The organism is Paraburkholderia sp. MM5482-R2, from assembly GCF_050436125.1.
Taxonomy (GTDB): domain Bacteria; phylum Pseudomonadota; class Gammaproteobacteria; order Burkholderiales; family Burkholderiaceae; genus Paraburkholderia; species Paraburkholderia tuberum.
Window position 1 is genome coordinate 1,167,091 of record NZ_JBNDLP010000003.1, and the last position, 19,458, is coordinate 1,186,548.

General features: G+C 65.6%; 20 protein-coding genes. 11 read left to right on the forward strand and 9 right to left on the reverse strand.

Annotation, left to right across the window (positions count from 1 at the left end):
* Positions 1-8: 8 nt before the first annotated feature.
* Together OKW37_RS27530 and OKW37_RS27535 are read right to left on the reverse strand one after the other, a co-directional pair.
* The gene (locus tag OKW37_RS27530) at positions 9-1,469 is read right to left on the reverse strand and encodes an MFS transporter (protein WP_429402782.1); all 1,461 of its coding nucleotides are present in this window, start codon (positions 1,467-1,469) and stop codon (positions 9-11) included.
* A gap of 67 nt (positions 1,470-1,536) precedes the next feature.
* Entirely contained in the window at positions 1,537-2,838 is a 1,302-nt protein-coding gene (locus OKW37_RS27535; protein ID WP_429402783.1) for an MFS transporter, read from the reverse strand.
* Between the two features lie 293 nt (positions 2,839-3,131).
* On the opposite strand from OKW37_RS27535, the gene OKW37_RS27540 reads away from it, so the two are divergent.
* From OKW37_RS27540 to OKW37_RS27575, 8 genes are all read left to right on the forward strand, one after another.
* Positions 3,132-3,839, forward strand: a complete 708-nt coding sequence (locus tag OKW37_RS27540) for a response regulator transcription factor (RefSeq protein WP_429402784.1) — start codon at positions 3,132-3,134, stop codon at positions 3,837-3,839.
* Between the two features lie 47 nt (positions 3,840-3,886).
* The gene (locus OKW37_RS27545; protein WP_429402785.1) at positions 3,887-4,009 is read left to right on the forward strand and encodes a hypothetical protein; all 123 of its coding nucleotides are present in this window, start codon (positions 3,887-3,889) and stop codon (positions 4,007-4,009) included.
* Between the two features lie 112 nt (positions 4,010-4,121).
* Positions 4,122-5,078, forward strand: a complete 957-nt coding sequence (locus OKW37_RS27550; protein WP_429402786.1) for a 4-hydroxyproline epimerase — start codon at positions 4,122-4,124, stop codon at positions 5,076-5,078.
* Complete coding sequence (locus tag OKW37_RS27555) at positions 5,075-6,232, forward strand: NAD(P)/FAD-dependent oxidoreductase (protein ID WP_429402787.1); 1,158 nt, start codon at positions 5,075-5,077, stop codon at positions 6,230-6,232. The genes OKW37_RS27550 and OKW37_RS27555 overlap by 4 nt, the downstream gene beginning before the upstream one ends.
* A complete protein-coding gene (locus OKW37_RS27560) occupies positions 6,219-6,494 on the forward strand; it encodes a 2Fe-2S iron-sulfur cluster-binding protein (RefSeq protein ID WP_429402788.1) in 276 nt (91 codons plus the stop codon). The genes OKW37_RS27555 and OKW37_RS27560 overlap by 14 nt, the downstream gene beginning before the upstream one ends.
* Complete coding sequence (locus OKW37_RS27565) at positions 6,491-7,783, forward strand: FAD-dependent oxidoreductase (RefSeq protein ID WP_429402789.1); 1,293 nt, start codon at positions 6,491-6,493, stop codon at positions 7,781-7,783. Before OKW37_RS27560 ends, OKW37_RS27565 begins: the two co-directional genes overlap by 4 nt.
* A gap of 159 nt (positions 7,784-7,942) precedes the next feature.
* The gene (locus tag OKW37_RS27570) at positions 7,943-8,710 is read left to right on the forward strand and encodes a helix-turn-helix domain-containing protein (RefSeq protein ID WP_429402790.1); all 768 of its coding nucleotides are present in this window, start codon (positions 7,943-7,945) and stop codon (positions 8,708-8,710) included.
* 17 nt (positions 8,711-8,727) lie between these two features.
* The gene (locus tag OKW37_RS27575) at positions 8,728-9,057 is read left to right on the forward strand and encodes a hypothetical protein (protein WP_187611238.1); all 330 of its coding nucleotides are present in this window, start codon (positions 8,728-8,730) and stop codon (positions 9,055-9,057) included.
* A gap of 317 nt (positions 9,058-9,374) precedes the next feature.
* On the opposite strand, the gene OKW37_RS27580 is transcribed toward OKW37_RS27575, so the two are convergent.
* From OKW37_RS27580 to OKW37_RS27595, 4 genes are all read right to left on the reverse strand, one after another.
* A complete protein-coding gene (locus OKW37_RS27580; RefSeq protein WP_429353266.1) occupies positions 9,375-9,854 on the reverse strand; it encodes a DUF2778 domain-containing protein in 480 nt (159 codons plus the stop codon).
* Positions 9,855-10,098: 244 nt separating this feature from the next.
* Entirely contained in the window at positions 10,099-10,353 is a 255-nt protein-coding gene (locus OKW37_RS27585; RefSeq protein WP_090810191.1) for a hypothetical protein, read from the reverse strand.
* Positions 10,354-10,506: 153 nt separating this feature from the next.
* Positions 10,507-10,839, reverse strand: coding sequence for a hypothetical protein (locus tag OKW37_RS27590; RefSeq protein ID WP_090806920.1), 333 nt, complete (start codon positions 10,837-10,839; stop codon positions 10,507-10,509).
* A gap of 168 nt (positions 10,840-11,007) precedes the next feature.
* Positions 11,008-12,900: a bifunctional sugar phosphate isomerase/epimerase/4-hydroxyphenylpyruvate dioxygenase family protein gene (locus OKW37_RS27595; RefSeq protein WP_429402791.1), complete on the reverse strand. Its 1,893-nt coding sequence runs from the start codon at positions 12,898-12,900 to the stop codon at positions 11,008-11,010.
* A 319-nt stretch (positions 12,901-13,219) separates the two neighbouring features.
* Between OKW37_RS27595 and aroQ the strand changes: the two genes are divergently transcribed.
* Genes aroQ through OKW37_RS27610 form a run of 3 tightly spaced genes read left to right on the forward strand, consistent with a single transcriptional unit; the run spans position 13,220 to position 16,040 of the window.
* Positions 13,220-13,675 (forward strand): type II 3-dehydroquinate dehydratase, encoded by a 456-nt coding sequence (gene aroQ / locus OKW37_RS27600; protein WP_090806916.1) that lies wholly within the window; start codon positions 13,220-13,222, stop codon positions 13,673-13,675.
* Positions 13,672-14,622, forward strand: a complete 951-nt coding sequence (locus OKW37_RS27605) for a shikimate dehydrogenase (protein ID WP_429402792.1) — start codon at positions 13,672-13,674, stop codon at positions 14,620-14,622. Before aroQ ends, OKW37_RS27605 begins: the two co-directional genes overlap by 4 nt.
* Positions 14,623-14,672: 50 nt before the next feature.
* Entirely contained in the window at positions 14,673-16,040 is a 1,368-nt protein-coding gene (locus OKW37_RS27610) for an MFS transporter (protein ID WP_429402793.1), read from the forward strand.
* Between the two features lie 214 nt (positions 16,041-16,254).
* Here the strand turns inward: OKW37_RS27610 and OKW37_RS27615 are convergent, their stop codons facing one another.
* From OKW37_RS27615 to OKW37_RS27625, 3 genes are all read right to left on the reverse strand, one after another.
* A complete protein-coding gene (locus tag OKW37_RS27615) occupies positions 16,255-16,995 on the reverse strand; it encodes a TetR/AcrR family transcriptional regulator (protein WP_090806910.1) in 741 nt (246 codons plus the stop codon).
* A 105-nt stretch (positions 16,996-17,100) separates the two neighbouring features.
* Positions 17,101-18,393: an NAD(P)/FAD-dependent oxidoreductase gene (locus OKW37_RS27620; RefSeq protein WP_429402794.1), complete on the reverse strand. Its 1,293-nt coding sequence runs from the start codon at positions 18,391-18,393 to the stop codon at positions 17,101-17,103.
* 89 nt (positions 18,394-18,482) lie between these two features.
* A complete protein-coding gene (locus tag OKW37_RS27625; protein WP_429402795.1) occupies positions 18,483-19,415 on the reverse strand; it encodes a dihydrodipicolinate synthase family protein in 933 nt (310 codons plus the stop codon).
* Between the last annotated feature and the right edge of the window lie 43 nt (positions 19,416-19,458).

The following is a 19,458-nucleotide window of genomic DNA, read 5'->3' on the forward strand; positions in this document are numbered from 1 at the left end:
CACACCGCTTACTTACTCGCGGCGCTCGCGCCGCGCGCAGACGATGCCGCCGCGTGCGGCTCCGGATGCACGAAACACGCGAGCACGAGACCCAGCACCAGCAGTCCCACTGAAATAGCCGTCGCCGCTTGCATCCCCGGCACGATCTGCGTCGCGGCCGCACCGCCCGCGAGCGCGCCGAAGGCCGCCACACCCACCGCGCCGCCGGCCTGGCGCGCCGTGTTCAATACCGCCGACGCCGTGCCCGCGCGCCGCGCTTCGGTCGATGCGAGCACCGCCGTGGTCATCGCCGGCACCGCGAGTCCCATACCCGACGGAATCAGCAAAAACGGCAGCAGCAGGCCAATCAGCGGCGTCTCGGCGTCGACGAGATGCAGCAGGCCATAGCCGAGACCAGCCGTGATCGCGCCGAGGATCATCGGCACGCGCACTCCCAGGCGGCCGATCACCCAGCCGCTCGCGACGTTCGAGATCAGGAAGCCGCCCGTCAGCGGCAGGAACGCGAGGCCCGCCTGCAACGGTGTGTAGCCGCGCACGCGCTGCAGGTAAAGGCTCAGCACGAATACCATGCCGTAATAGGTCAGATTCACGCAGATGCCGAACAGCACTGCCGCGCTGAACGTGCGCGTGCCGAACAGCGACAGCGGCAGCATCGGGCGCGCGACGCGCGCTTCGACGAACACGAACGCACCCGCCGCCAGCAGCGCCAGCACGAAGCCGCCGGCGACCAGCGGATGCGCGAGCCCGAGCGGCCGCCATTCGATCACCGCGGCGACGAACGCGGTTAGCGCGACGATCGCGAGACACTGGCCGCCGAGATCGATGCCGCGTGGCGTCGCGCCGGTGTTGCCGCGAGCGGCGGCCGGCACGCCGCCTTGCGAGGTTTGCGGACGCGGAATCCACAGCAGTGTCGCGAGCAGGCCGGCCGCGCAGATCGGTAGATTGACGAGAAAGATGCTGCGCCAGCCGAACGCGGCGATCAGCAGGCCGCCAGCCACGGGCCCGGCCGCGATCGAAATCGCGCCGGAGGCGGTCCACAGGCCGACCGCGCGTGCCCGCAGCTTCGGTTCGTGGCCGAACGACTGATTGAGCAGCGCGAGCGAATTCGGCAGCATCGCTGCCGCGCCGATGCCTTGCACCGCGCGCGCGGCGATCAGCATCGGGGCATCGAGCGCGAGCCCGCAGGCCAGCGACGCGAGCGCGAACAGCACGATTCCGCACGCATACATGCGCCGCGCGCCGAAGCGGTCGCCGAGCGCGCCGGCCGACAGCATCAGCACCGCAAACGCGAGCGTGTACGCATCGACGACCCATTGCAGGCCCGCGACGTTCGCGTGCAGGTCCGCGCCGATTCGTGGCAACGCGATGTTGACGATGGTCACGTCGAGTTGCGTGACCACGAAGCCGACGCTGACGGTCGCGAGAACGCGACCGAGGGCGGGCGAAAAGGAGGGTGTGGATGAGTTCATGACTGCATCGTAAGCCCGATGCAGCGCGCCACGTTTCGGCGTGGCGTGAAGTATGGATGTCGCCGGATCAACGCCCCCGCGGCGCATCCTTGATGAACAGCGTGGTCAGCGCGCCCAGCACGCAGATCGCCGCGACGTACAGCGGCGCGGCCAGCGGGTTCGACTTCATCATCAGCGATACGGCGATCGGCGTCAGACCGCCGAACACCGCATACGCGACGTTGTACGAGAACGAGATGCCCGAGAAGCGCACCACCGGCGGGAATCCGCGGACCATCACGAGCGGAATCGCGCCGATCACGCCGACGAAAAGTCCGGCCAGTGCATACAGCGGCACGAGCAGGGACGTATCGACGGCCAACTGGCGAAACATCACGTAGTACGTGATCGCAAGCGCAACACCGCCGACGAAAATCGTGCGACCCGCGCCAATGCGTCCGGCGATCGAACCCGCCACCACGCAGCCGATCGTCAGGCACAGCGTCGCGACACAGTTCGCGAGCAGCGCGGTGGCCGGCTCGATGTGAAATTGCTTTTGCAGCAGCGTCGGCGTCATCAGGATCACGACGACGATCGCCGCCGACAGCATCCAGGTGAGCAGCATCGACACGATCACCGCGCGGCCGTGATCGCGCAGCACGGCCTTCAGCGGCACTTCCGCGGCGATCGCCTTGCGTTGCTTCAGTTCGGCGAACACCGGCGTCTCGTGCAGCCAGCGGCGCAGATAGACCGAGAACATGCCGAACACGCCGCCGATGAGGAACGGAACACGCCATGCATATTCGGAAATATCGGCCGGCGTGAAATGGCGATTGACCGCCGACGCAATCAGCGAGCCGAGCAAAATGCCCGCCGTGAGGCCGGCCGTCAGCGTGCCGCACGCATAGCCGACGTGCCGCCCGGGCACATGCTCTGCGACGAACACCCATGCGCCCGGAACTTCGCCGCCGACCGCCGCGCCCTGCATCACGCGGAACAGCAACAGCAGCACCGGCGCGAGCACGCCGATGCTCGCATAGGTGGGCATCAGGCCCATCAGCAGCGTCGGCACCGACATCAGCAGCACGCTCAGCGTGAACATACGCTTGCGGCCGAACAGGTCGCCGAAGTGCGCCATGATGATGCCGCCGAGCGGCCGCGCCAGATAACCGGCCGCGAAAATGCCGAAGGTCTGCACCTGACGCAGCCAGTCCGGCATCGCCGCCGGGAAGAACAGCTGGCCGATCGCCGGCGCGAAGAAAACGAAGATGATGAAGTCGTAGAACTCGAGCGCTCCGCCGAGCGCGGCGAGACCGAGTGTCTTGTAATCGCTGTGCCCAAGCGGGCGGGGGGTGACAGCCTGCGCTCCACCCAGATTTGTCGCTTGCATTGCCATGTCTTCTGATGAATTGTGAGCCACGCGGGAGACGCGTGGACATACGGCGGTCGTCGGGCGAGAAGTGCGGCAGGCGCTGGGTAGAGCACGGGACACGGGCGCGCCGTCCGGATAGGGCGGGCGCGCTGGCGACGGAGGCCGGCGCGGATTTTACAGGATGGAAGCGGAAGTCCTGCGGGAGCGCCCAGTTGGGCGAAGAAAGCGGCGGAAAATAGGAATGCTCCGAAGGGAGGGACCGGGGTGCGGCTCGGAGAATGGCCTGCATGTCCTTGTCGAGAGTCCATCCCATGCGCATTGCAGTTCTTCAGCGTGACCCGGTCATGCGTCAGTCCATTGAATCAAGTCTGGTAAGAGCCGGCCATTTCTGCGCGGCCTATGACGACGGCGTTGCGATGTCGAGGTCGCTCGTGCGCTCCACGATGGATCTGCTGGTGCTCGACTGGCAGGATATGCGGCCCGCCGGCGCGGACCTGTTGCGCTCGGTGCGCCGCGTGGCAGGCGAGCACGTGCCGATCATGTTCGTGTCGAACGACGGCTCGGAGGAAAGCATGGTGCGCGCGCTCGCGGGCGGTGCCGACGATTACCTCGCGTTGCCGCTGCGGGACGCCGAGTTTCGCGCGCGAGTCGCGGCGCTTCTGCGGCGCGCGTATCCGGAGCGTTTCAGCGCCGCGACCTGTTTCGAGATCGGCCCCTATTGCTTCGACACGATCCGCCGGGCGGTCACGCTGCGCGGCGAGCCGGTGTCGCTGTCGCCCACCCAGTACCGGATCGCGGCGCTGTTCTTTTCCAACGTCGATCGCGTGATGTCGCGCGACCATATCTTCGCGACGGTGTGGGGCCGCGAACTGCGCGAGTTCACGCGGACCATCGACAGTCACGTTTCGCGGCTGCGTCTGCTGCTCGCGATCGAGCCGCACAATGGTTTCCGGCTGCAGCCGGTATACAGAAGCGGCTACCGGTTGCTGCGGCTTCACGACCATGTGCTCAGGGAGTGAAGATTGGCAGTCGGCGCGCACGGCATGAGGTCGCCACGGCCAGGTATATGCTGAAATCCGCGTTGCAGCCCGTCGCGCTCGCCAGCGGTGTTCATTCTCCTTACCTGTCCGTATCGGTTAGCCGGGTTGCCGCGTTTGCGCCGATGGTCGTCGACGCCGATACCGAATAGCGGGACGTTTCGCGCGCCGCGCGCGCGGCGGCTCACGCATCGCGCCGCTATGCCGAAATCGTCTCAATCCGCGCGTACGCGCACCAAGACCCACCGGCCCGCGATTCCTACCATGGGCGACATGAAAACTCTCAACATCATCGACTCGCACACCGGCGGTGAGCCCACCCGCCTCGTGGTGTCGGGTGGCCCGGATCTGGGCGGCGGCACGCTCGCGCAACGGCTCGAGGTGTTCCGCACTCGCTTCGACGACTGGCGCGCCGGCATCGTCACCGAACCGCGGGGCTCGGACGTGGTGGTCGGCGCGTTGCTCTGCGAGCCCGACGATCCGACTTGCGCGGCCGGCGTGATCTTCTTCAACAACGTCGGCTATCTCGGCATGTGCGGGCACGGCACCATCGGGCTCGTCGTGTCGCTCGCGCACATGGGGCGGATCGGGCCGGGACGACACCGCATCGAAACGCCGGTCGGCATGGTGGAGGCGACGCTGAACGAAGACGGCGGCGTCGCGGTGCGCAACGTGCCCGCGTATCGCCACCGCAAGGCGGTGCAGGTCGACGTGCCAGGCTATGGCGCACTGACCGGCGACATCGGCTGGGGCGGCAACTGGTTTTTCCTCGTCGCCGAGCATGGGCACGAGCTCGAAGCCGCGAACATCGCGAGCCTGACGGCTTTCAGCTCGGCGATTCGCGACGCGCTGATCGCACAGAACATCACCGGCGCGAACGGCGCGCTGATCGACCATATCGAGCTGTTCGGACCGGGTTCGCGCGAGGGCCTCGACAGCCGCAGCTTCGTGCTGTGTCCCGGCAATGCGTACGACCGCTCGCCGTGTGGCACCGGCACGAGCGCGAAGGTCGCGTGTCTCGCGGCCGACGGCAAGCTCGCCGAAGGCGCGGTGTGGCGCCAGGAGAGCATCATCGGCAGCGTGTTCGAGGCGAGCTATCGCACGGCGGGCGACGGCGTCCACGTGATTCCGACCATCACCGGTCACGCGCACATCATGGCCGAAGGGCGTCTGTGTTTCGACGAGCGCGATCCGTTCGCGTGGGGTATCCGGACCGCATGAGCCCGGACGTGCTGATCATCGGAGCGGGTATCGTCGGTGCCGCGTGCGCGGCGGAACTGGCCGCGCTCGGCATGCGCGTCGACGTGCTCGATGCGCAGCGCATCGGCGGCGGCGCGACGGCGGCCGGCATGGGCCATATCGTCGTGATGAACGACTCGCCCGCCGAATTCGCGCTGAGCCGCTATTCGCGCGAGCTATGGCTCGAGCTCGCGCCGCAGCTGCGCGCGCGCGACGCGTTCGCGCGCTGCGGCACGCTGTGGGTCGCAGCCGACGACGAAGAACGGCAGGCCGCCCGCGCAATGCAGGCGGCGTTTGAGAGCCAAGGCGTCGCCGCGCAATTGCTGGACTCGGCCGAACTGCGCGCCTGCGAACCGGCGCTCGCACCATCGATGGCGGGCGGCTTGCGCATCGAGCACGACAGCATCGTGTATGCGCCGACCGCCGCCGAATGGCTGCTCACGCAGTCGCCGCATGCAGCGAATATCAGCGTGCGACCTGGAGCGTCGGTCGCGTCGGTCGGTGCGGGTGGCGTGACCCTGGCGTGCGGCGAGCGCACCAGCGCGGCGCACGTGGTCGTCGCGAACGGCCTCGGGGCGGCGCAATTGTTGCCGTGGCTGCCGTTGCAGCCGAAGAAAGGCCATCTGCTGATCACCGACCGCTACCCGGGGCTGATCCGTCATCAACTGCTCGAACTTGGCTATATCAAGAGCGCGCATCACGCGAGCGGCACGTCGGTCGCGTTCAACGCACAGCCGCGTCCGACTGGGCAACTGCTGATCGGCTCGTCGCGCCAGTTCGAAACAACCGATCCGGCCGTCGAGATGCCGGTGCTCGCCCGGATGCTGCAACGCGCCGCGCAGTATCTGCCGGGGTTGCCGGCGCTCAGCGGCATCCGCGCGTGGACGGGGTTTCGCGCGGCGTCGCCGGACGGCCTGCCGCTGATCGGACCGGCCGGCGAGTTCGCGCCCGATGTCGGCTCTGGCTCCGCATCCCACCTATGGCTCGCGGTCGGCCACGAAGGGCTTGGCGTGACGACCTCGCTCGCGACCGCGAAACTACTCGCGGCGCAGATCGCGGGCCATGCCGCGCCGATTCCGTGCGAACCTTACCTACCGGTGCGTTTTGCAGAGCAGGTGGCCCATGACCGACACTGACGCGGCCCGCATCCGTTTGAGCGTCGACGGCCGCAGCATCGAAGTGAAACCCGGCACGACCATAGCCGCGGCGCTCGCGATCGCGGGTGTGCGCGGCTCGCGGCTGTCGGTCAAGGGCGAGCCGCGCGAAGCCTTGTGCGGGATGGGCGTGTGCCAGGAGTGCCGCGTCACGATCGACGGTCACGCGCACGCGCTCGCGTGCCAGACGCTATGCCGCGACGGCCAGCACGTGCAGACACGAAACGGGACAGTACACGCATGACGCAGCACTTCGACATCGTGGTGATCGGCGGTGGTCCGGCCGGGCTCAATGCCGCGCGGGCGGCGGCGCAGTCGGGCGCGACTGTCGCGCAGATCGATGACAATCCGCGCGCCGGCGGCCAGGTCTGGCGCCAGGGACCCGCCTATCCGCCTCAAGCAGCGTTGCAGGCGCTACTCACGGCGTTGCAATCGCAGCAAAACTTCACTTACTGGCCATCGACGCGCGTGATCGCGCCGCTCGGCGCGCAAGGCTTGCTGCTCGAATCCGCCGAACACGGCGGCGTGTCGATCACCTATGACAGACTGATTCTTGCGACCGGCGCGCGCGAGCGTCTTCTGCCGTTTCCCGGCTGGACCTTGCCCGGCGTGACCGGCGCGGGCGCATTGCAGGCGCTGATCAAAGGCGGCATGCCGGTGCGCGACGAACGGATCGTGATCGCCGGCAGCGGCCCGCTGCTGATGGCCGCGCTCGCCACCGCGCGAGAGGCCGGCGCGCGCGTGATCGCGGTGGTCGAGCAGGCATCGGCGGCCGAGGTCGCGCGTTTCGGCGTGTCGCTGCTGCGCGAGCCCGCGAAGCTGCGTCAGGCGATCAGCCTCACGCGCGGCTTCGCGGGACTGCGCTACTGGACCGGCAGCATCGTGAGCGAAGCCCGTGGCGCGCAGCGCGTGCAACAGGTGACGATCCGGCGCGGTGAACGCGAGGTGACGCTCGATTGCGACCGCGTCGCGTGCGGCTTCGGACTGCTGCCAAACGTCACGCTTGCCCAGGCGCTCGGCTGCGCGATCAACGACGCGGGCGAAATCGTCATCGACGACGGACAGCGCACCTCGCTCGAACGCGTTTATGCGGCGGGCGAGTGCACGGGCGTTGGCGGCGCTGAGCTCGCTGGCGCGGAAGGCGAGATCGCCGGTCTCGTGGCGAGCGGCGCGGCGAGCACGCAACGCGCCGCGCTGGCGGCGCTGGTCGCGCAACGCGCTCGCTGGCGGGGCTTTGGCGCGCGCGTCGCGGTGTCGTTCGCATTGGGCGAGGCCGCGCGCACGCCGCCCGCCGACGCGACGCTGTTGTGCCGTTGCGAGGACGTGAGCGTCGGCGAGGTGCGCCGCTGCGCCGACTGGCGTGACGCGAAACTGCAGACGCGCTGCGGTATGGGCCCTTGCCAGGGGCGCATCTGCGGCGCGGCCGCGAGCCTGTACTTCGGCTGGCCGGCCGCCGCGCCGCGTCCGCCGTTCAGTCCGGCGCAAATCGGCACGCTGATGAGCGCCGCCGAACCGCCGACGGCGGCGCCATGACGGCTCCGCGCTTACCCTCGGTAGATATTGGCGGGCGACGCGCGGCTCTATAATCGACCGCAATCAATCGCACGAGCAGGCTGCCCGGCCGCACCGGTGCAGCGATCCGCGAACGCAACCTAACGCAATCAACCAGGCACGCACCCACGGAACCGCACGATGAACACGCTGGCGCATCCGCTCGAAACTGACGATATGACGCTGTCCGGCATGCTGTCGCATTTCAGGTTGCTCGAGCCGGTATTCGATGCAATGCCGGACGTCGTGTTCTTCGTCAAGGACGCCGACGCGCGGTATGCGCTCGTCAACCGCACGCTCGCTTCGCGTTGCGGCTTCAAGGAAAAGGCCGCGCTGCTCGGCAAGACCGCGGAAGACGTGTTTCCGCGCCGCTTCGGGCGCATCTATACCGCGCAGGACAAGGCGATCATCGGCGTCGGCAACCAGATGCTCGATCAGCTCGAACTGCATCTGTATCCGGGCCGTCAACCGGGCTGGTGCCTGACCTGCAAACAGCCGTTGCGCGATGCGACGGGCAAGGTGGTCGGCCTCGCCGGCATCTCCCGCGATCTGAAAGCCGACGAAAGCAGCCATCCGGCCTACAGCCGGCTTGCCGCCGTCGTGCAGTCGATCCAGCAGAATTACGTGCAGCCGCTGAACCTGAAGCAGCTTGCGGCAATGGCGGACATGTCGGTCGCGCAGCTGGAGCGCTACTTTCACAAGGTGTTTCATCTGACGCCGCGCCAGGTGCTCCTGAAAACGCGACTCGATGCGGCGACCGCGCTGCTGGTGTCGCACGACAAGGTCACCGACGTCGCCGCGCGTTGCGGCTACACCGATCACAGCGCGTTCACACGGCAATTCAAGGCGACCGTCGGCGTCACACCGACCGAATACCGGATGTTGCTGCACGGTACGCTGCGCGGCTGAACGGCGTCGGGCGTGTCATGGCGGGTCGCGCGCATCACTACTACGTGTACGTCGTCGCGCTCGACGACAAGGTGTGGAACGAGGCGCGCTTTCGTCGCGCGAATCCTGGTTACCGTTTCGACAAGCCGTGCGTGTACGTCGGCATGACGGGGCTCGACCCGGACTTGCGCTTCGATCGGCACAAGGCGGGCATTCAGGCGAATCGCTATGTGCGCGATTACGGCCTGCGTCTGATGCCCGAACTGTACGACGTGTTCAACCCGATGCCTTATCGCGGCGCGCAGGATATGGAAGTGGAATTGGCGATCGGGCTGCGCGAGGCGGGGTATGGGGTATGGCAGGCTTGAAAGGCTTGACGCGGCCGAATTCCATTTTGACGAGCGTGCTCAATGTGCTCGCCGCCATGCGATGACGCTTGCCGGCACTACTAATGCGATGGCGACGATATATCCCGAAACGATCAGCACAAAGTTGCCCCAAGCCTCGACATCGTAGGCGTCGGGCTCCCAATTGGGATATAGGCAACGCAGTAGCCATCGAACGGAACCAGCGAACCATAACGGTATCTGGAACGATAGTTGTTGCGAGCCCCATGCGAGTGCAGTGCCTAATGCGACCCATATCCCAAGTGCACTGATGCACCATCGAAGCAATCGGGCGTCTCTCATCGCACTTCTACTCGCCCGTAAGCTCGCATGTTAGTTCCTGGTATTGGCAGCGTTGGCGAAGTCCGACGGATATAGCGCTGCAGCCGCTCAAAGCCAGCCAGATCTTTTACGGTAATGCAACCTTGGCTTAGATGCCTCGACCCTTCGGGATGAAGGCGGAATTGACCCCGCCGGATGCCTTGAATCATCGTCACGTCGCCGCCGTGAGGATTCCACAGCGTGAACCATTTGTGCCGATCACTACTTCCGAAGTGTTCGCCGATAAAGTCCCTTAGTCCCCCGATGCGTCCGCCGGATTGGCGGTCAATCAGGTAGTACGTGCCGGGAGGTATCGGGCCGACATCCACATCCGCGACATTGTCGGGATTGTCCCTGCCGGCTCTCTGACCTGAATAGGCCTCGACCGCGCCAAAGCCTGAACAGACGAATCGTGAAGTTTCTTTCCGATTGAGCTCGAAGGTACAGCTTACAGTCATTGGTTTTTGCTCCAGAATTCCTTGAGGTGGCGGAGCAATGACTATTGCGTGTACGTCGGTGCCAGACAATCGGAGCGTTCTTAAAGATGCCTCGCATGTCTACGAAACTGATGCAGAAGCGCGGCGGTCTGATCTATCGCCAAAAACGTAGGCCACGCTCAATGGCTGTGCCTGAATAGAAAAAAGCCGCGTCAACGCAACGCGCTGACGCGGCCTCGGATGACCGGGTCGCGAGCCGATCTGCTTACTTCACCCCAAGCCCTCGCAACACCGCATTACCCTCGGACGTCAGACGGATATGCGGCGTGCCCGCATCGTTCGAAACGGTCTCGACGAGACCTGCTTCGTAAAGCTGCGGAATTTCGGGTTTTGCGGATGCATCGATCGGCGCGTGCAGCAGCAGCAGCAGCGTCGCGAGCTCGTGATGGCTCAACAGACGGCGCAGGATAGTAGGCCGTTTCGCCGGTGTTTCGTTGGTGTTGATTTCGGGCTGATTCATGGAGCGCACCTCGTGCGGGGACATGTCCGGGGATCTTGCGGACGAAGTCTTAAACGATTCTTAAGACTCCATTGTCCTGTAACACCGTGACATGAACGTTGCAATGGATCAGATTCCGGCGCCTGCAACTTCGCCTTTATGCGCCACAAAGCCTTATGGCGCGCAGGTTTTGCTTGCCGATTCGATCCACAGGTTGCTTACATGACGCTTGCCCGCATAGAAACGGTAAGTTGTCGCGCCGTTGTCGCTGCGTACCTTGACGACGTTCGAGTCGCCGAAGTCGAGCATCTGACCCTGCGGGATCCCGGTCGACTTGAACGCGGCGTTGTGATGATTGGCCATCTGCGTCAGACAGGCGACCACGTCGTCGACGGAACGCTGTGTCGTCGTGTCCGTGACGGGTTCGCCGGAATCCGGGTCTTTCTGGAAATACGCGCAAGCGCTGAGCAGTAGCGAAAGGGACAGGACTGCAGCGAACTTCTTCATATCTCTCCTGGCGTTGATTCGGCGATTCGGCTGAGCAGGCGCCATTATATCGAGACGGCGAGCCTGCCCCGATCGGGGACGCAGCTCGCGTGCCTGAAAAGACGAAATCCGTATCGACGCGGCGACTTCCAATGACGAAGCCGCCGTCGTGCCTCCGGTGTCCGCCCGTTACTTGCGCCGCTGCGCCTGCGCCGCGAGCCGTACCGCCGCATTGGCCGCGCCGTAGCCGTCATAGCCGCCGCGCCGCTCGACGATCTCGAGGAAGAAGCGCTGGTCCAGTTGCTCCGTATAAGCGTGGAAAAACTCGCCGCCGCGTTCGTCGCGGTCGTACAGGATATTGTTCGCGCGCATCGCTTCGAGCAGCGTGTCGGACAGCGCGTAGCGGGCCGCGAGGTCGTCGTAGTAATTGCGCGGAATGCGCAGGATCGGCACGCCGTCGGCGACGAACTCGGGGAGAGCGCTGAAGATGTCGCCGGTACTGAACGCGACGTGGTTCAGTCCGGAGCCGTGATACGTGTGCAGCGCCTCGGCCACCGCCGTATGGCGATCCACCGATGCATTCAGCGCGATCCGCACCGAGCCGTCGGGGCTGCGCAGCGCGCGGCTGCGCACGAGGCCGTACGGATCGGGAACGAGCACCCCCGGCTCGGCCAGGAAGCCGAACGCGGTGCGCAGAAACAGCACCCACGTATCGAGCGCATTCGCCGGCACCGACAGACACACGTGATCGATGCGCTCGAGCGGTCCCACCTCGGTCGGGCCGTTGACGTCGGTCAGCACGAAATCGGCCTCGAACAGCGTGGGCTGATCGGGCGTTTCGTCGACGAAATAGTTGAGACTGCCATCCGGCGCCTGCACGGCCGGCAGCACGCGCTCGTTCGGCCCGATCTGGCCGGAGAACGGCGCGTAGCCAAAGCCGGCCGCGCGCTCGAATGCGTGGCTCGCGTCATCGACACGAAACGCCGATGCGCACAGCGACAAACCATGCTGCTGAAAAAACGCGTTCGCGAATGAATCGGGCTCGGCGTTCAGCACGATCGAGGCCGCGCCGTGCTGATACAGCGTGACGTCCTTCGAGCGATGCTGGCCGGCCTGGCGAAAGCGCAGCTTGCCGAGCCAGTCGGCGAGCTGCGTGCGCGTGGTGTGATCGACCGCGAATTCGAGGAACTGATAGCCGACGTGCGCGGGCGCGGCGGGCGAGCGGTACAGGCCGCCTGTCGTTTTGCGCGGCTGCTGTTGCTCTTCGAGCAGCGCGCGAGTTTGCTCTTCGAGGAACAACAACGAGCGATGGCCATCGGCGGCCGTGATCGTGGTGGGGGCGGCGCGAAAGCCGTCGTTGAAGATTTCCAGCGAAAGCGGGCCCTTGTAGCCAGCTTTGACGACCTGCGCGGTGAAGTTCGCGAGATCGAAGTCGCCCTGGCCGGGGAAGCAGCGGTAGTGGCGGCTCCATTCGAGCACGTCCATCGCAAGCTTCGGCGCGTCCGCGATCTGCACGAACGCGATGCGCTCGCCAGGAATGTCGGCGATCGCGTCGGGCGTGTCGTTCAGCGACAGCGTATGAAAGCTGTCGAGCACGAGCCCGAGATTCGGATGATTCACGGCGTCGACAAGCTTCCACGCGTGGCGATAGGTCTTTACGTGCCTGCCCCAGGCGAGCGCTTCGTAACCGGCGAGCACGCCAGCCGCTTCTGCCGCGCGGGCGAGCGCGCCCAACTGGTCGATCATCAGCGAGTCGTCGCAGATCGTGTCCGGCGACACGTTGCTGCACACGAGGATGCGGTCGGTGCCTAGCTCGTGCATTACGTCGAACTTGCGCTTCGCGCGGTCGAGATTACGCTCGAGCCGTTCGGGACTGACACCGTCGAAATCGCGAAACGGCTGGAACAGCATGATCTTCAGGCCGAGGTCGTCGGCGATGCGGCGCACGTCGGCGGGCGAGCCGTCGAAATACAGCAGGTCGTTCTCGAAGATTTCGACACCTTCGAAACCCGCCGCGCGGATCGCGCTCAGCTTCTCGACGAGAGTGCCGCTAATCGACACGGTGGCAATCGAACGTTGCATGAACGGCTCCTGCAAAAACGGACAAACGAGGGGGAAACTCAGAGAAAAACCGCGGCGGCGCGCCTGGAGGCGCGGCCTGCCGGGCTTGCTGCAATGCGCAAAAACGAGCTAGTTCGTTACGCACTGAAGCAAGACGCAGGCCAGAATACCCCACACTACCCGGGAGTTTCGACAGTCTATACAAACTAACTAGATGGTACAAATTCGTAGAAACCCCGAATGACGACGACGGCCGATGCGCGCACACTTCGCCATGCGTCGAAGAACCGCCGCGGGTGCCGCGGTTCGAGTCGCGCCTTATTTTGCGGGAGTCGTTGTCATGAGCTTTGCCTCCGTACTGGTCCTGAACGGACCGAACCTCAATCTGCTCGGCACGCGCGAGCCGGCCATCTATGGCGCGCAAACGCTCGACGACGTCGCGACGCTGTGCCGCGACGCGGGCGAGCGCCTCGACCTCGCGATCGACTTCTGCCAGTCGAACGCCGAGCATCAGCTGATCGACTGGCTGCACGCGGCGCGCACCAAGGTCGACGGCGTCGTGATCAATCCGGCCGCTTACACCCATACGTCGGTCGCGATCGCCGACGCATTGAGCGCGATCGAAAAGCCCGTCATCGAGGTGCATATCTCGAACGTGCATCGGCGCGAAGCGTTCCGGCATCACTCGTACGTGTCGGCGGTGGCGGACGCGATCATCGTCGGCTGTGGCACGCAGGGCTATGTGCTCGCGCTGGAACGGATGGCGACGATTCTTAAGAATAGGGCGGCGAAATGAACACTCAAGCGAACACTCAAGCGAACACTCGGGGAAATTCCCGGACCGACGCGCAGATCGCCGCGTTGGCCAATGCGCAGGCGAGCTTGCGGGCCACTCCCCACTCCTTTCTGGTCGGCCTGATCGGCTCGGGCATCAGCGGTTCGCTCACGCCCGCGATGCACGAGGAAGAGGGCAGCAAGCTCGGACTGCACTATGTCTATCGACGCATCGATCTCGATGCGCAGAAGCTCGACACCGCCGCGCTGCCGGAGCTGCTGACGGCGGCCGAACGGATGGGTTACAACGGCCTGAACATCACGTATCCGTGCAAGCAGGCGGTGATTCCGCTGCTCGACGAACTGTCCGACGACGCCCGCGCGCTCGGCGCGGTCAACACCGTGCTGTTCAAGGACGGCAAGCGCATCGGTCACAACACCGACTGGTCCGGCTTCGCGCGTGCGTTCCAGCGCGGCCTGCCGGACGTGTCGCTGGAACGCGTCGTGCAGCTTGGCGCCGGCGGCGCCGGCGCGGCGGTCGCGCATGCGGCGCTGAACATGGGCGCGCACTCGCTGACGCTGTTCGACGTCGATGCCGCCCGCGCGCAGTCGCTCGCCGACGAGTTACAGGCGCGTTTCCCGAAAGCCAGGGTCAGCGCGGGCACGTCGCTCGAAGAATCGCTCGGCGCCGCGCAAGGCCTGATTCACGCTACCCCGACCGGTATGGCTAAAATGCCGGGCCTGCCGCTGCCGGCCGAATTGCTGCACCGCGACCTGTGGGTCGCCGACATCGTCTATTTTCCGATTCGCACCGCGCTGCTGCAGGCGGCCGAGGCGCTTGGCTGCCGCACGCTGAGTGGCGGCGGCATGGCGGTCTACCAGGCGGTCGACGCCATGCGTATTTTCACGGGCCTCGAGCCGGACGCCGAGCGCGTCTACACCCACTTTCAATCGTTGTTGCAACGCTAACCGGCCGCGTAGAGACCGGCACCCAAGCTGATCGAGGAGACAAGCACGCCATGACGCAATCGTTCCAATCCAGCTCCGCGGGCTCGCCCGCGCAGAACAAGGCGGCGAGCCCCGCGCGCCGTTCGAAAGCCCGTTACAAGATCCTCGCGCTGCTCGCGGTCGGCACGATGATCAACTATCTCGACCGCACCGTGCTCGGCATCGCGGCACCGCAGCTGACGAAGGAGCTCGGCATCAACGCCGCGCTGATGGGCCTGCTGTTCTCGGTGTTTTCGTGGAGCTACGTGGCCTCGCAGATTCCGGGCGGCCTGTTTCTCGACCGCTTCGGCAGCAAGCTCACATACTTCCTGTCGATGACGTTCTGGTCGCTCTGCACGCTCGCGCAAGGGCTCGTGGGGAGCATCGGCGGGCTGTTCGCCTTCCGTCTCGGCCTCGGCGTTTCGGAGGCGCCATGCTTTCCGACCAATAGCCGCGTGGTCGCCACGTGGTTTCCGCAAAGCGAGCGCGCGATGGCGACCGGCACCTACACGGTCGGCGAATATATCGGCCTCGCGTTTTTCAGCCCGTTCCTGTTCATGCTGATGGGCGCATTCGGCTGGCGCTCGCTGTTCCTCGTGGTCGGCGGCGTCGGTATCGCGTTCGGCGTGGTGTGGTGGCTGCTGTATCGCGAGCCGCGCGATCATCCGTCGGCGAATCAGGAAGAGCTCGACTATATCGAGGCGGGCGGCGGTCTCACGCAACGCAACAAGGATGTCGCGGGTGCAGCCGATGCTGCGGCATCGAAGAAGAGCGGCTTCCAATGGGGCACGATTGGCCAGCTGCTCAAGCATCGCCAGTTGACCGGCATCTGCCTCGGCCAGTTCGCGGGCAATTCGACGCTGGTGTTCTTCCTCACGTGGTTCCCGACGTATCTCGCCACCGAACGTCATATGGCGTGGCTGAAGATCGGCTTCTTCGCGATCATGCCGTTCATCGCGGCTTCGATCGGCGTGATGTTCGGCGGCGTGTTCTCCGACTGGCTGCTGCGCCGTGGCAAATCGCCGAACGTCGCGCGCAAGCTGCCGATCATCGCGGGTCTGCTGCTCGCGTCGACGATCATTCTCGCCAACTATGTCGAGAGCAACGTCGTGGTGATCGCGATTCTGTCGGTGGCGTTCTTCGCGCAGGGCATGGCCGCGCTCGGCTGGACGCTGGTGTCGGATATCGCGCCCGAGGGCTTGCTCGGCGTGACCGGCGGCATCTTCAACTTCGCCGCGAACCTGGCGGGTATCGTGACGCCGCTCGTGGTGGGCCTGATCGTCGCGGCGACCGGTTCGTTCGTGGGCGCGCTGGTGTTTATCGGTGTCATCGCGTTGATCGGCGCGCTGTCGTATATCTTCGTCGTCGGCGATATCAAGCGGATCGTGCTGGTGGATTGAGTCTTCCCGCTGAGCCGTCGCTTCATGTGACGGTCGTCGTTCCCTTCGAATCCCCGGTTGTCGTCGCGGTGCGGCGGCAACCACGTCGACTGCCGTCACCGGTTTGCCGGGGCAGTAAGCCGGTGAACGGGCTGCGTTTCTCGAAGCGATAAAAAACGGGATGTGGCTTTCACCACATCCCGTTTCCATTTCAGCCGGTCGCCGCGCAACCGGGTCAATCGTCCTTCTTCACGAACCGCAAGATCGCATCGACGATCATCGCCCGATGCCGCGCCCGCAGCCGCGGATGCGACGGATCGCGCCCAAACGCGGTGCCGAACGTATGCCGGTTGCCCACGCGATGGAAACACAGCGAGCTGATCATCAGATGCAGATCGATCGGATCGATGTCGCTGCGGAACTGGCCCGCCGCGATGCCGCGCGCGAGCAGATCCTCGATCGTGTGAATCACGGTGACGTTGCGTCCTTTGAACGTCTTGACCTGCTCGACGTACTTCGCGCCGTGAATGTTTTCGATCGTCACGAGGCGCACGAAATCGCGCTGGCGGTCGTGGTAGTCGAACGTGAATTCGACCAGCGCGCGCATGCCTTCGACCGGATCGAGTTCGCTGATGTGCAGGTCCTGTTCGAGCGCGCGAATGTCTCCATACACCTTTTCCAGCACCGCCTGGTACAACCCTTCCTTGCTGCCGAAGTAGTAGTACAGCATGCGCTTGGTGGTGTTCGTGCGTTCCGCGATCGCGTCGACGCGGGCACCCGTCAGCCCCATCGCGGAGAACTCCTGGGTCGCGACGTCGAGGATGTTGCGCTTGGTCTGCTCGGGATCGTATTTGCGTGGGGCGTCCACACGCGGGGCGTCGGTACGCCTGGCGCCGGTACGTCGCGCGTCGGCGTGCGGCGTGCCAGACACGATGCCGTTGGTATCAGGCTCGGCGGCCTTGCTTCCCTTTTTCATTGTGGTTTCGAGCGGCAGTGACGGCGCATTCTAGCATGGCGAAATGGGCCTCTGGCGTGGGTCCCGGGCATCGACGAAGGCATCTCGAAGGAGCTTGCGTGGCGCTTACGCGACCGGGCGCGTGGGCCGGCGGCGCGCGGCGAGTGCGTCGCGTGTTTGCATCGCGGTGTACGTGAGCTGCGCGGCCGCGAGGCCGAGCGCGCCGTACGTGCGCGTGAGGCCGAAGGTCGCGAACGCGTCGGGCACCGGCCGTTCACCGGAGATAGCCGCGGCCAGCAGTTCGCCCGACACCGTGGTCGGCGCCATGCCGTGTCCGCCGAAACCGACCGCGTACCAGACGCCGTCCGTGCTTTGGCCGATCTGCGGCATCTTGTGTCGCGCGTAGCTCATCAGGCCGCCCCATGCGTGCTCGATGCGCACGTCGCGCAACTGCGGATAGACCTTCAGCAGGTCCTGTCGCAACAGACGCGCGATCGCCTCGGGCTCGCGGTGGCGCACGGAGATGCGGCCGCCCCACAGGATGCGCGTGTCGGGCAACGGGCGGTAGTAGTCGAACGCGAAGCGGGTGTCATAGATCGCGGCGCGTGTGGCGATTGCGTCGTGCAAGCGTTCGCCGAGCGGCTCCGTTGCCATCACGTAGGTGGCGATAGGCAGCACCGCGCGCTCGACGCGCGCGTACACGTTGCGTGCATAGCCGCCGCCCGCCATCACGACATGACGCGCGTCGAGCGCACCTTGCGGGGTCTCGACGACGAAGCCCGCGCCGTCGCGCCGCAAGCTGACGGCCGGCGAGCGCTCGTGTATCGTCACGCCCGCTTGCGCGGCCGCCGCCGCGGCGACGCCGACAACGTACTTGAGCGGATGAAAATGGAACGCGTTGCGCTCGAACAGGCCGCCGTGATAGCGGCTCGTTTTCAGTTGCGCGGCGAGTTGGCTGGCAGCGATCGGTTCCCAGTCGACGCCGAACGAATCGCGCATCAGACGCCGTTGCGCTTCGAGACGCGCAGGTTCGTCGAACCAGTTCGCGAGGATCACGCCGGCATCGGTCGCGTCGCAATCGATCCGATAGCGCGCAATTCGCTTGCGCATCAGCTCGACCGCGTCGGTGGTCAGCGCATAGAGTTCGCGCGCGCGAGTCGGCCCGAGCGTCTTCAGCAGGTCGGCGCAATCGAGGCTGTAGCCGCCGAACACGAAGCCGCCGTTGCGTCCCGATGCGCCGAAGCCGACCTGCTGCGCCTCGAGCACGACGACGTCTTCGACGCCGCGTTCGGCGAGTCCCAGCGCGGTGGAGAGTCCCGCAAGTCCGCCGCCGACGATGCAGACGTGCGCGCTGCGTCGGCCGTTGAGCGGCGCGTAGGCGCAGGAGCGGGTGACGGTGGCTTCGTAGAAACTTTGCATGGGGCCATAGGTTAGCGGCAATCGCGTGTGCCCGTCCAGCCCGCGTGAGCCCGCACGTCGACGGGCGCCCCGCCGCGCTTCGCTCTGCGTTATCGACCCCAGCGCAACACCAGCGGATCGAGCCGGCGTGCGATCTTCAACAGCCCTTCGCGCGTCGCCGGATGCATCTGCGGCAGCGGGTGACGCACCGCGTCCGAACCGATCACGCCGCCTTCTTTCATCAGCGCCTTGCACGATGCGAGGCCGCCCTGGCGATTCTCATAGTTGATCAGCGGCAGCCACTGCTGATAGTGCGCGGCGGCGGCCTCGGTATCACCGGCCGCATAGGCGTCGACGATCAGGCGGATGCCATCGGCATAACCGCCGCCCGTCATCGAACCGGTCGCGCCCGCATCGAGGTCGGCCATCAGCGTGATTGCTTCCTCGCCGTCCCACGGACCGACGATCGTGTCGCCGCCCAGTTCGATCAGCTCGCGCAGCTTGTTCGCGGCCTGCGGCGTTTCGATCTTGAAGTACGACACGTTGTCGATCTCGCGCGCCATGCGAGCGAGGAACGGCGCTGACAACGGCGTGCCGCTGACCGGCGCGTCCTGGATCATGATCGGAATCTGGATGGCATCGGACACCGTACGATAGAACTCGTAGATGCCGCGCTCGCCGATGCGGATCGTCGCGCCGTGATACGGCGGCATGACCATCACCATCGCGGCGCCCGCGGCCTGCGCTGCGCGGCTGCGCTCCGCGCACTGGTACGAGCTGAAGTGCGTGGTCGTGACGATCACCGGCACGCGGCCCGCGACGTGTTCGAGCGCGAGATGCATCAGTGTGTTGCGCTCGTCGTCGGACAGCGCGAACTGCTCGGAGAAGTTCGCGAGAATGCACAGGCCGTTCGAGCCGGCGTCGATCATGAAATCGAGGCAGCGCTTCTGGCCTTCGAGGTCGAGACGCCCGGCGTCGTCGAAGATCGTCGGCACGACGGGGAAGACGCCGCGCAGGGCGGGAGAGTGTGACGCTTGGCTCATGGCGATGTGGTCCGTACGGGGATGGAAGGATTGCGCTCGAGCC

Coding starts and splice junctions, on each gene's coding strand:
- OKW37_RS27545 (WP_429402785.1), top strand. CDS start 3,887: ATGCTGAAATCCGCGTTGCAGCCCGTCGCGCTCGCCAGCGGTGTTCAT.
- OKW37_RS27560 (WP_429402788.1), top strand. CDS start 6,219: ATGACCGACACTGACGCGGCCCGCATCCGTTTGAGCGTCGACGGCCGC.
- OKW37_RS27540 (WP_429402784.1), top strand. CDS start 3,132: ATGCGCATTGCAGTTCTTCAGCGTGACCCGGTCATGCGTCAGTCCATT.
- OKW37_RS27565 (WP_429402789.1), top strand. CDS start 6,491: ATGACGCAGCACTTCGACATCGTGGTGATCGGCGGTGGTCCGGCCGGG.
- OKW37_RS27575 (WP_187611238.1), top strand. CDS start 8,728: ATGGCGGGTCGCGCGCATCACTACTACGTGTACGTCGTCGCGCTCGAC.
- OKW37_RS27605 (WP_429402792.1), top strand. CDS start 13,672: ATGAACACTCAAGCGAACACTCAAGCGAACACTCGGGGAAATTCCCGG.
- OKW37_RS27555 (WP_429402787.1), top strand. CDS start 5,075: ATGAGCCCGGACGTGCTGATCATCGGAGCGGGTATCGTCGGTGCCGCG.
- OKW37_RS27620 (WP_429402794.1), bottom strand. CDS start 18,393: ATGCAAAGTTTCTACGAAGCCACCGTCACCCGCTCCTGCGCCTACGCG.
- OKW37_RS27530 (WP_429402782.1), bottom strand. CDS start 1,469: ATGAACTCATCCACACCCTCCTTTTCGCCCGCCCTCGGTCGCGTTCTC.
- OKW37_RS27615 (WP_090806910.1), bottom strand. CDS start 16,995: ATGAAAAAGGGAAGCAAGGCCGCCGAGCCTGATACCAACGGCATCGTG.
- OKW37_RS27550 (WP_429402786.1), top strand. CDS start 4,122: ATGGGCGACATGAAAACTCTCAACATCATCGACTCGCACACCGGCGGT.
- OKW37_RS27570 (WP_429402790.1), top strand. CDS start 7,943: ATGAACACGCTGGCGCATCCGCTCGAAACTGACGATATGACGCTGTCC.
- OKW37_RS27610 (WP_429402793.1), top strand. CDS start 14,673: ATGACGCAATCGTTCCAATCCAGCTCCGCGGGCTCGCCCGCGCAGAAC.
- OKW37_RS27585 (WP_090810191.1), bottom strand. CDS start 10,353: ATGAATCAGCCCGAAATCAACACCAACGAAACACCGGCGAAACGGCCT.
- OKW37_RS27535 (WP_429402783.1), bottom strand. CDS start 2,838: ATGCAAGCGACAAATCTGGGTGGAGCGCAGGCTGTCACCCCCCGCCCG.
- OKW37_RS27580 (WP_429353266.1), bottom strand. CDS start 9,854: ATGACTGTAAGCTGTACCTTCGAGCTCAATCGGAAAGAAACTTCACGA.
- OKW37_RS27590 (WP_090806920.1), bottom strand. CDS start 10,839: ATGAAGAAGTTCGCTGCAGTCCTGTCCCTTTCGCTACTGCTCAGCGCT.
- aroQ (WP_090806916.1), top strand. CDS start 13,220: ATGAGCTTTGCCTCCGTACTGGTCCTGAACGGACCGAACCTCAATCTG.
- OKW37_RS27625 (WP_429402795.1), bottom strand. CDS start 19,415: ATGAGCCAAGCGTCACACTCTCCCGCCCTGCGCGGCGTCTTCCCCGTC.
- OKW37_RS27595 (WP_429402791.1), bottom strand. CDS start 12,900: ATGCAACGTTCGATTGCCACCGTGTCGATTAGCGGCACTCTCGTCGAG.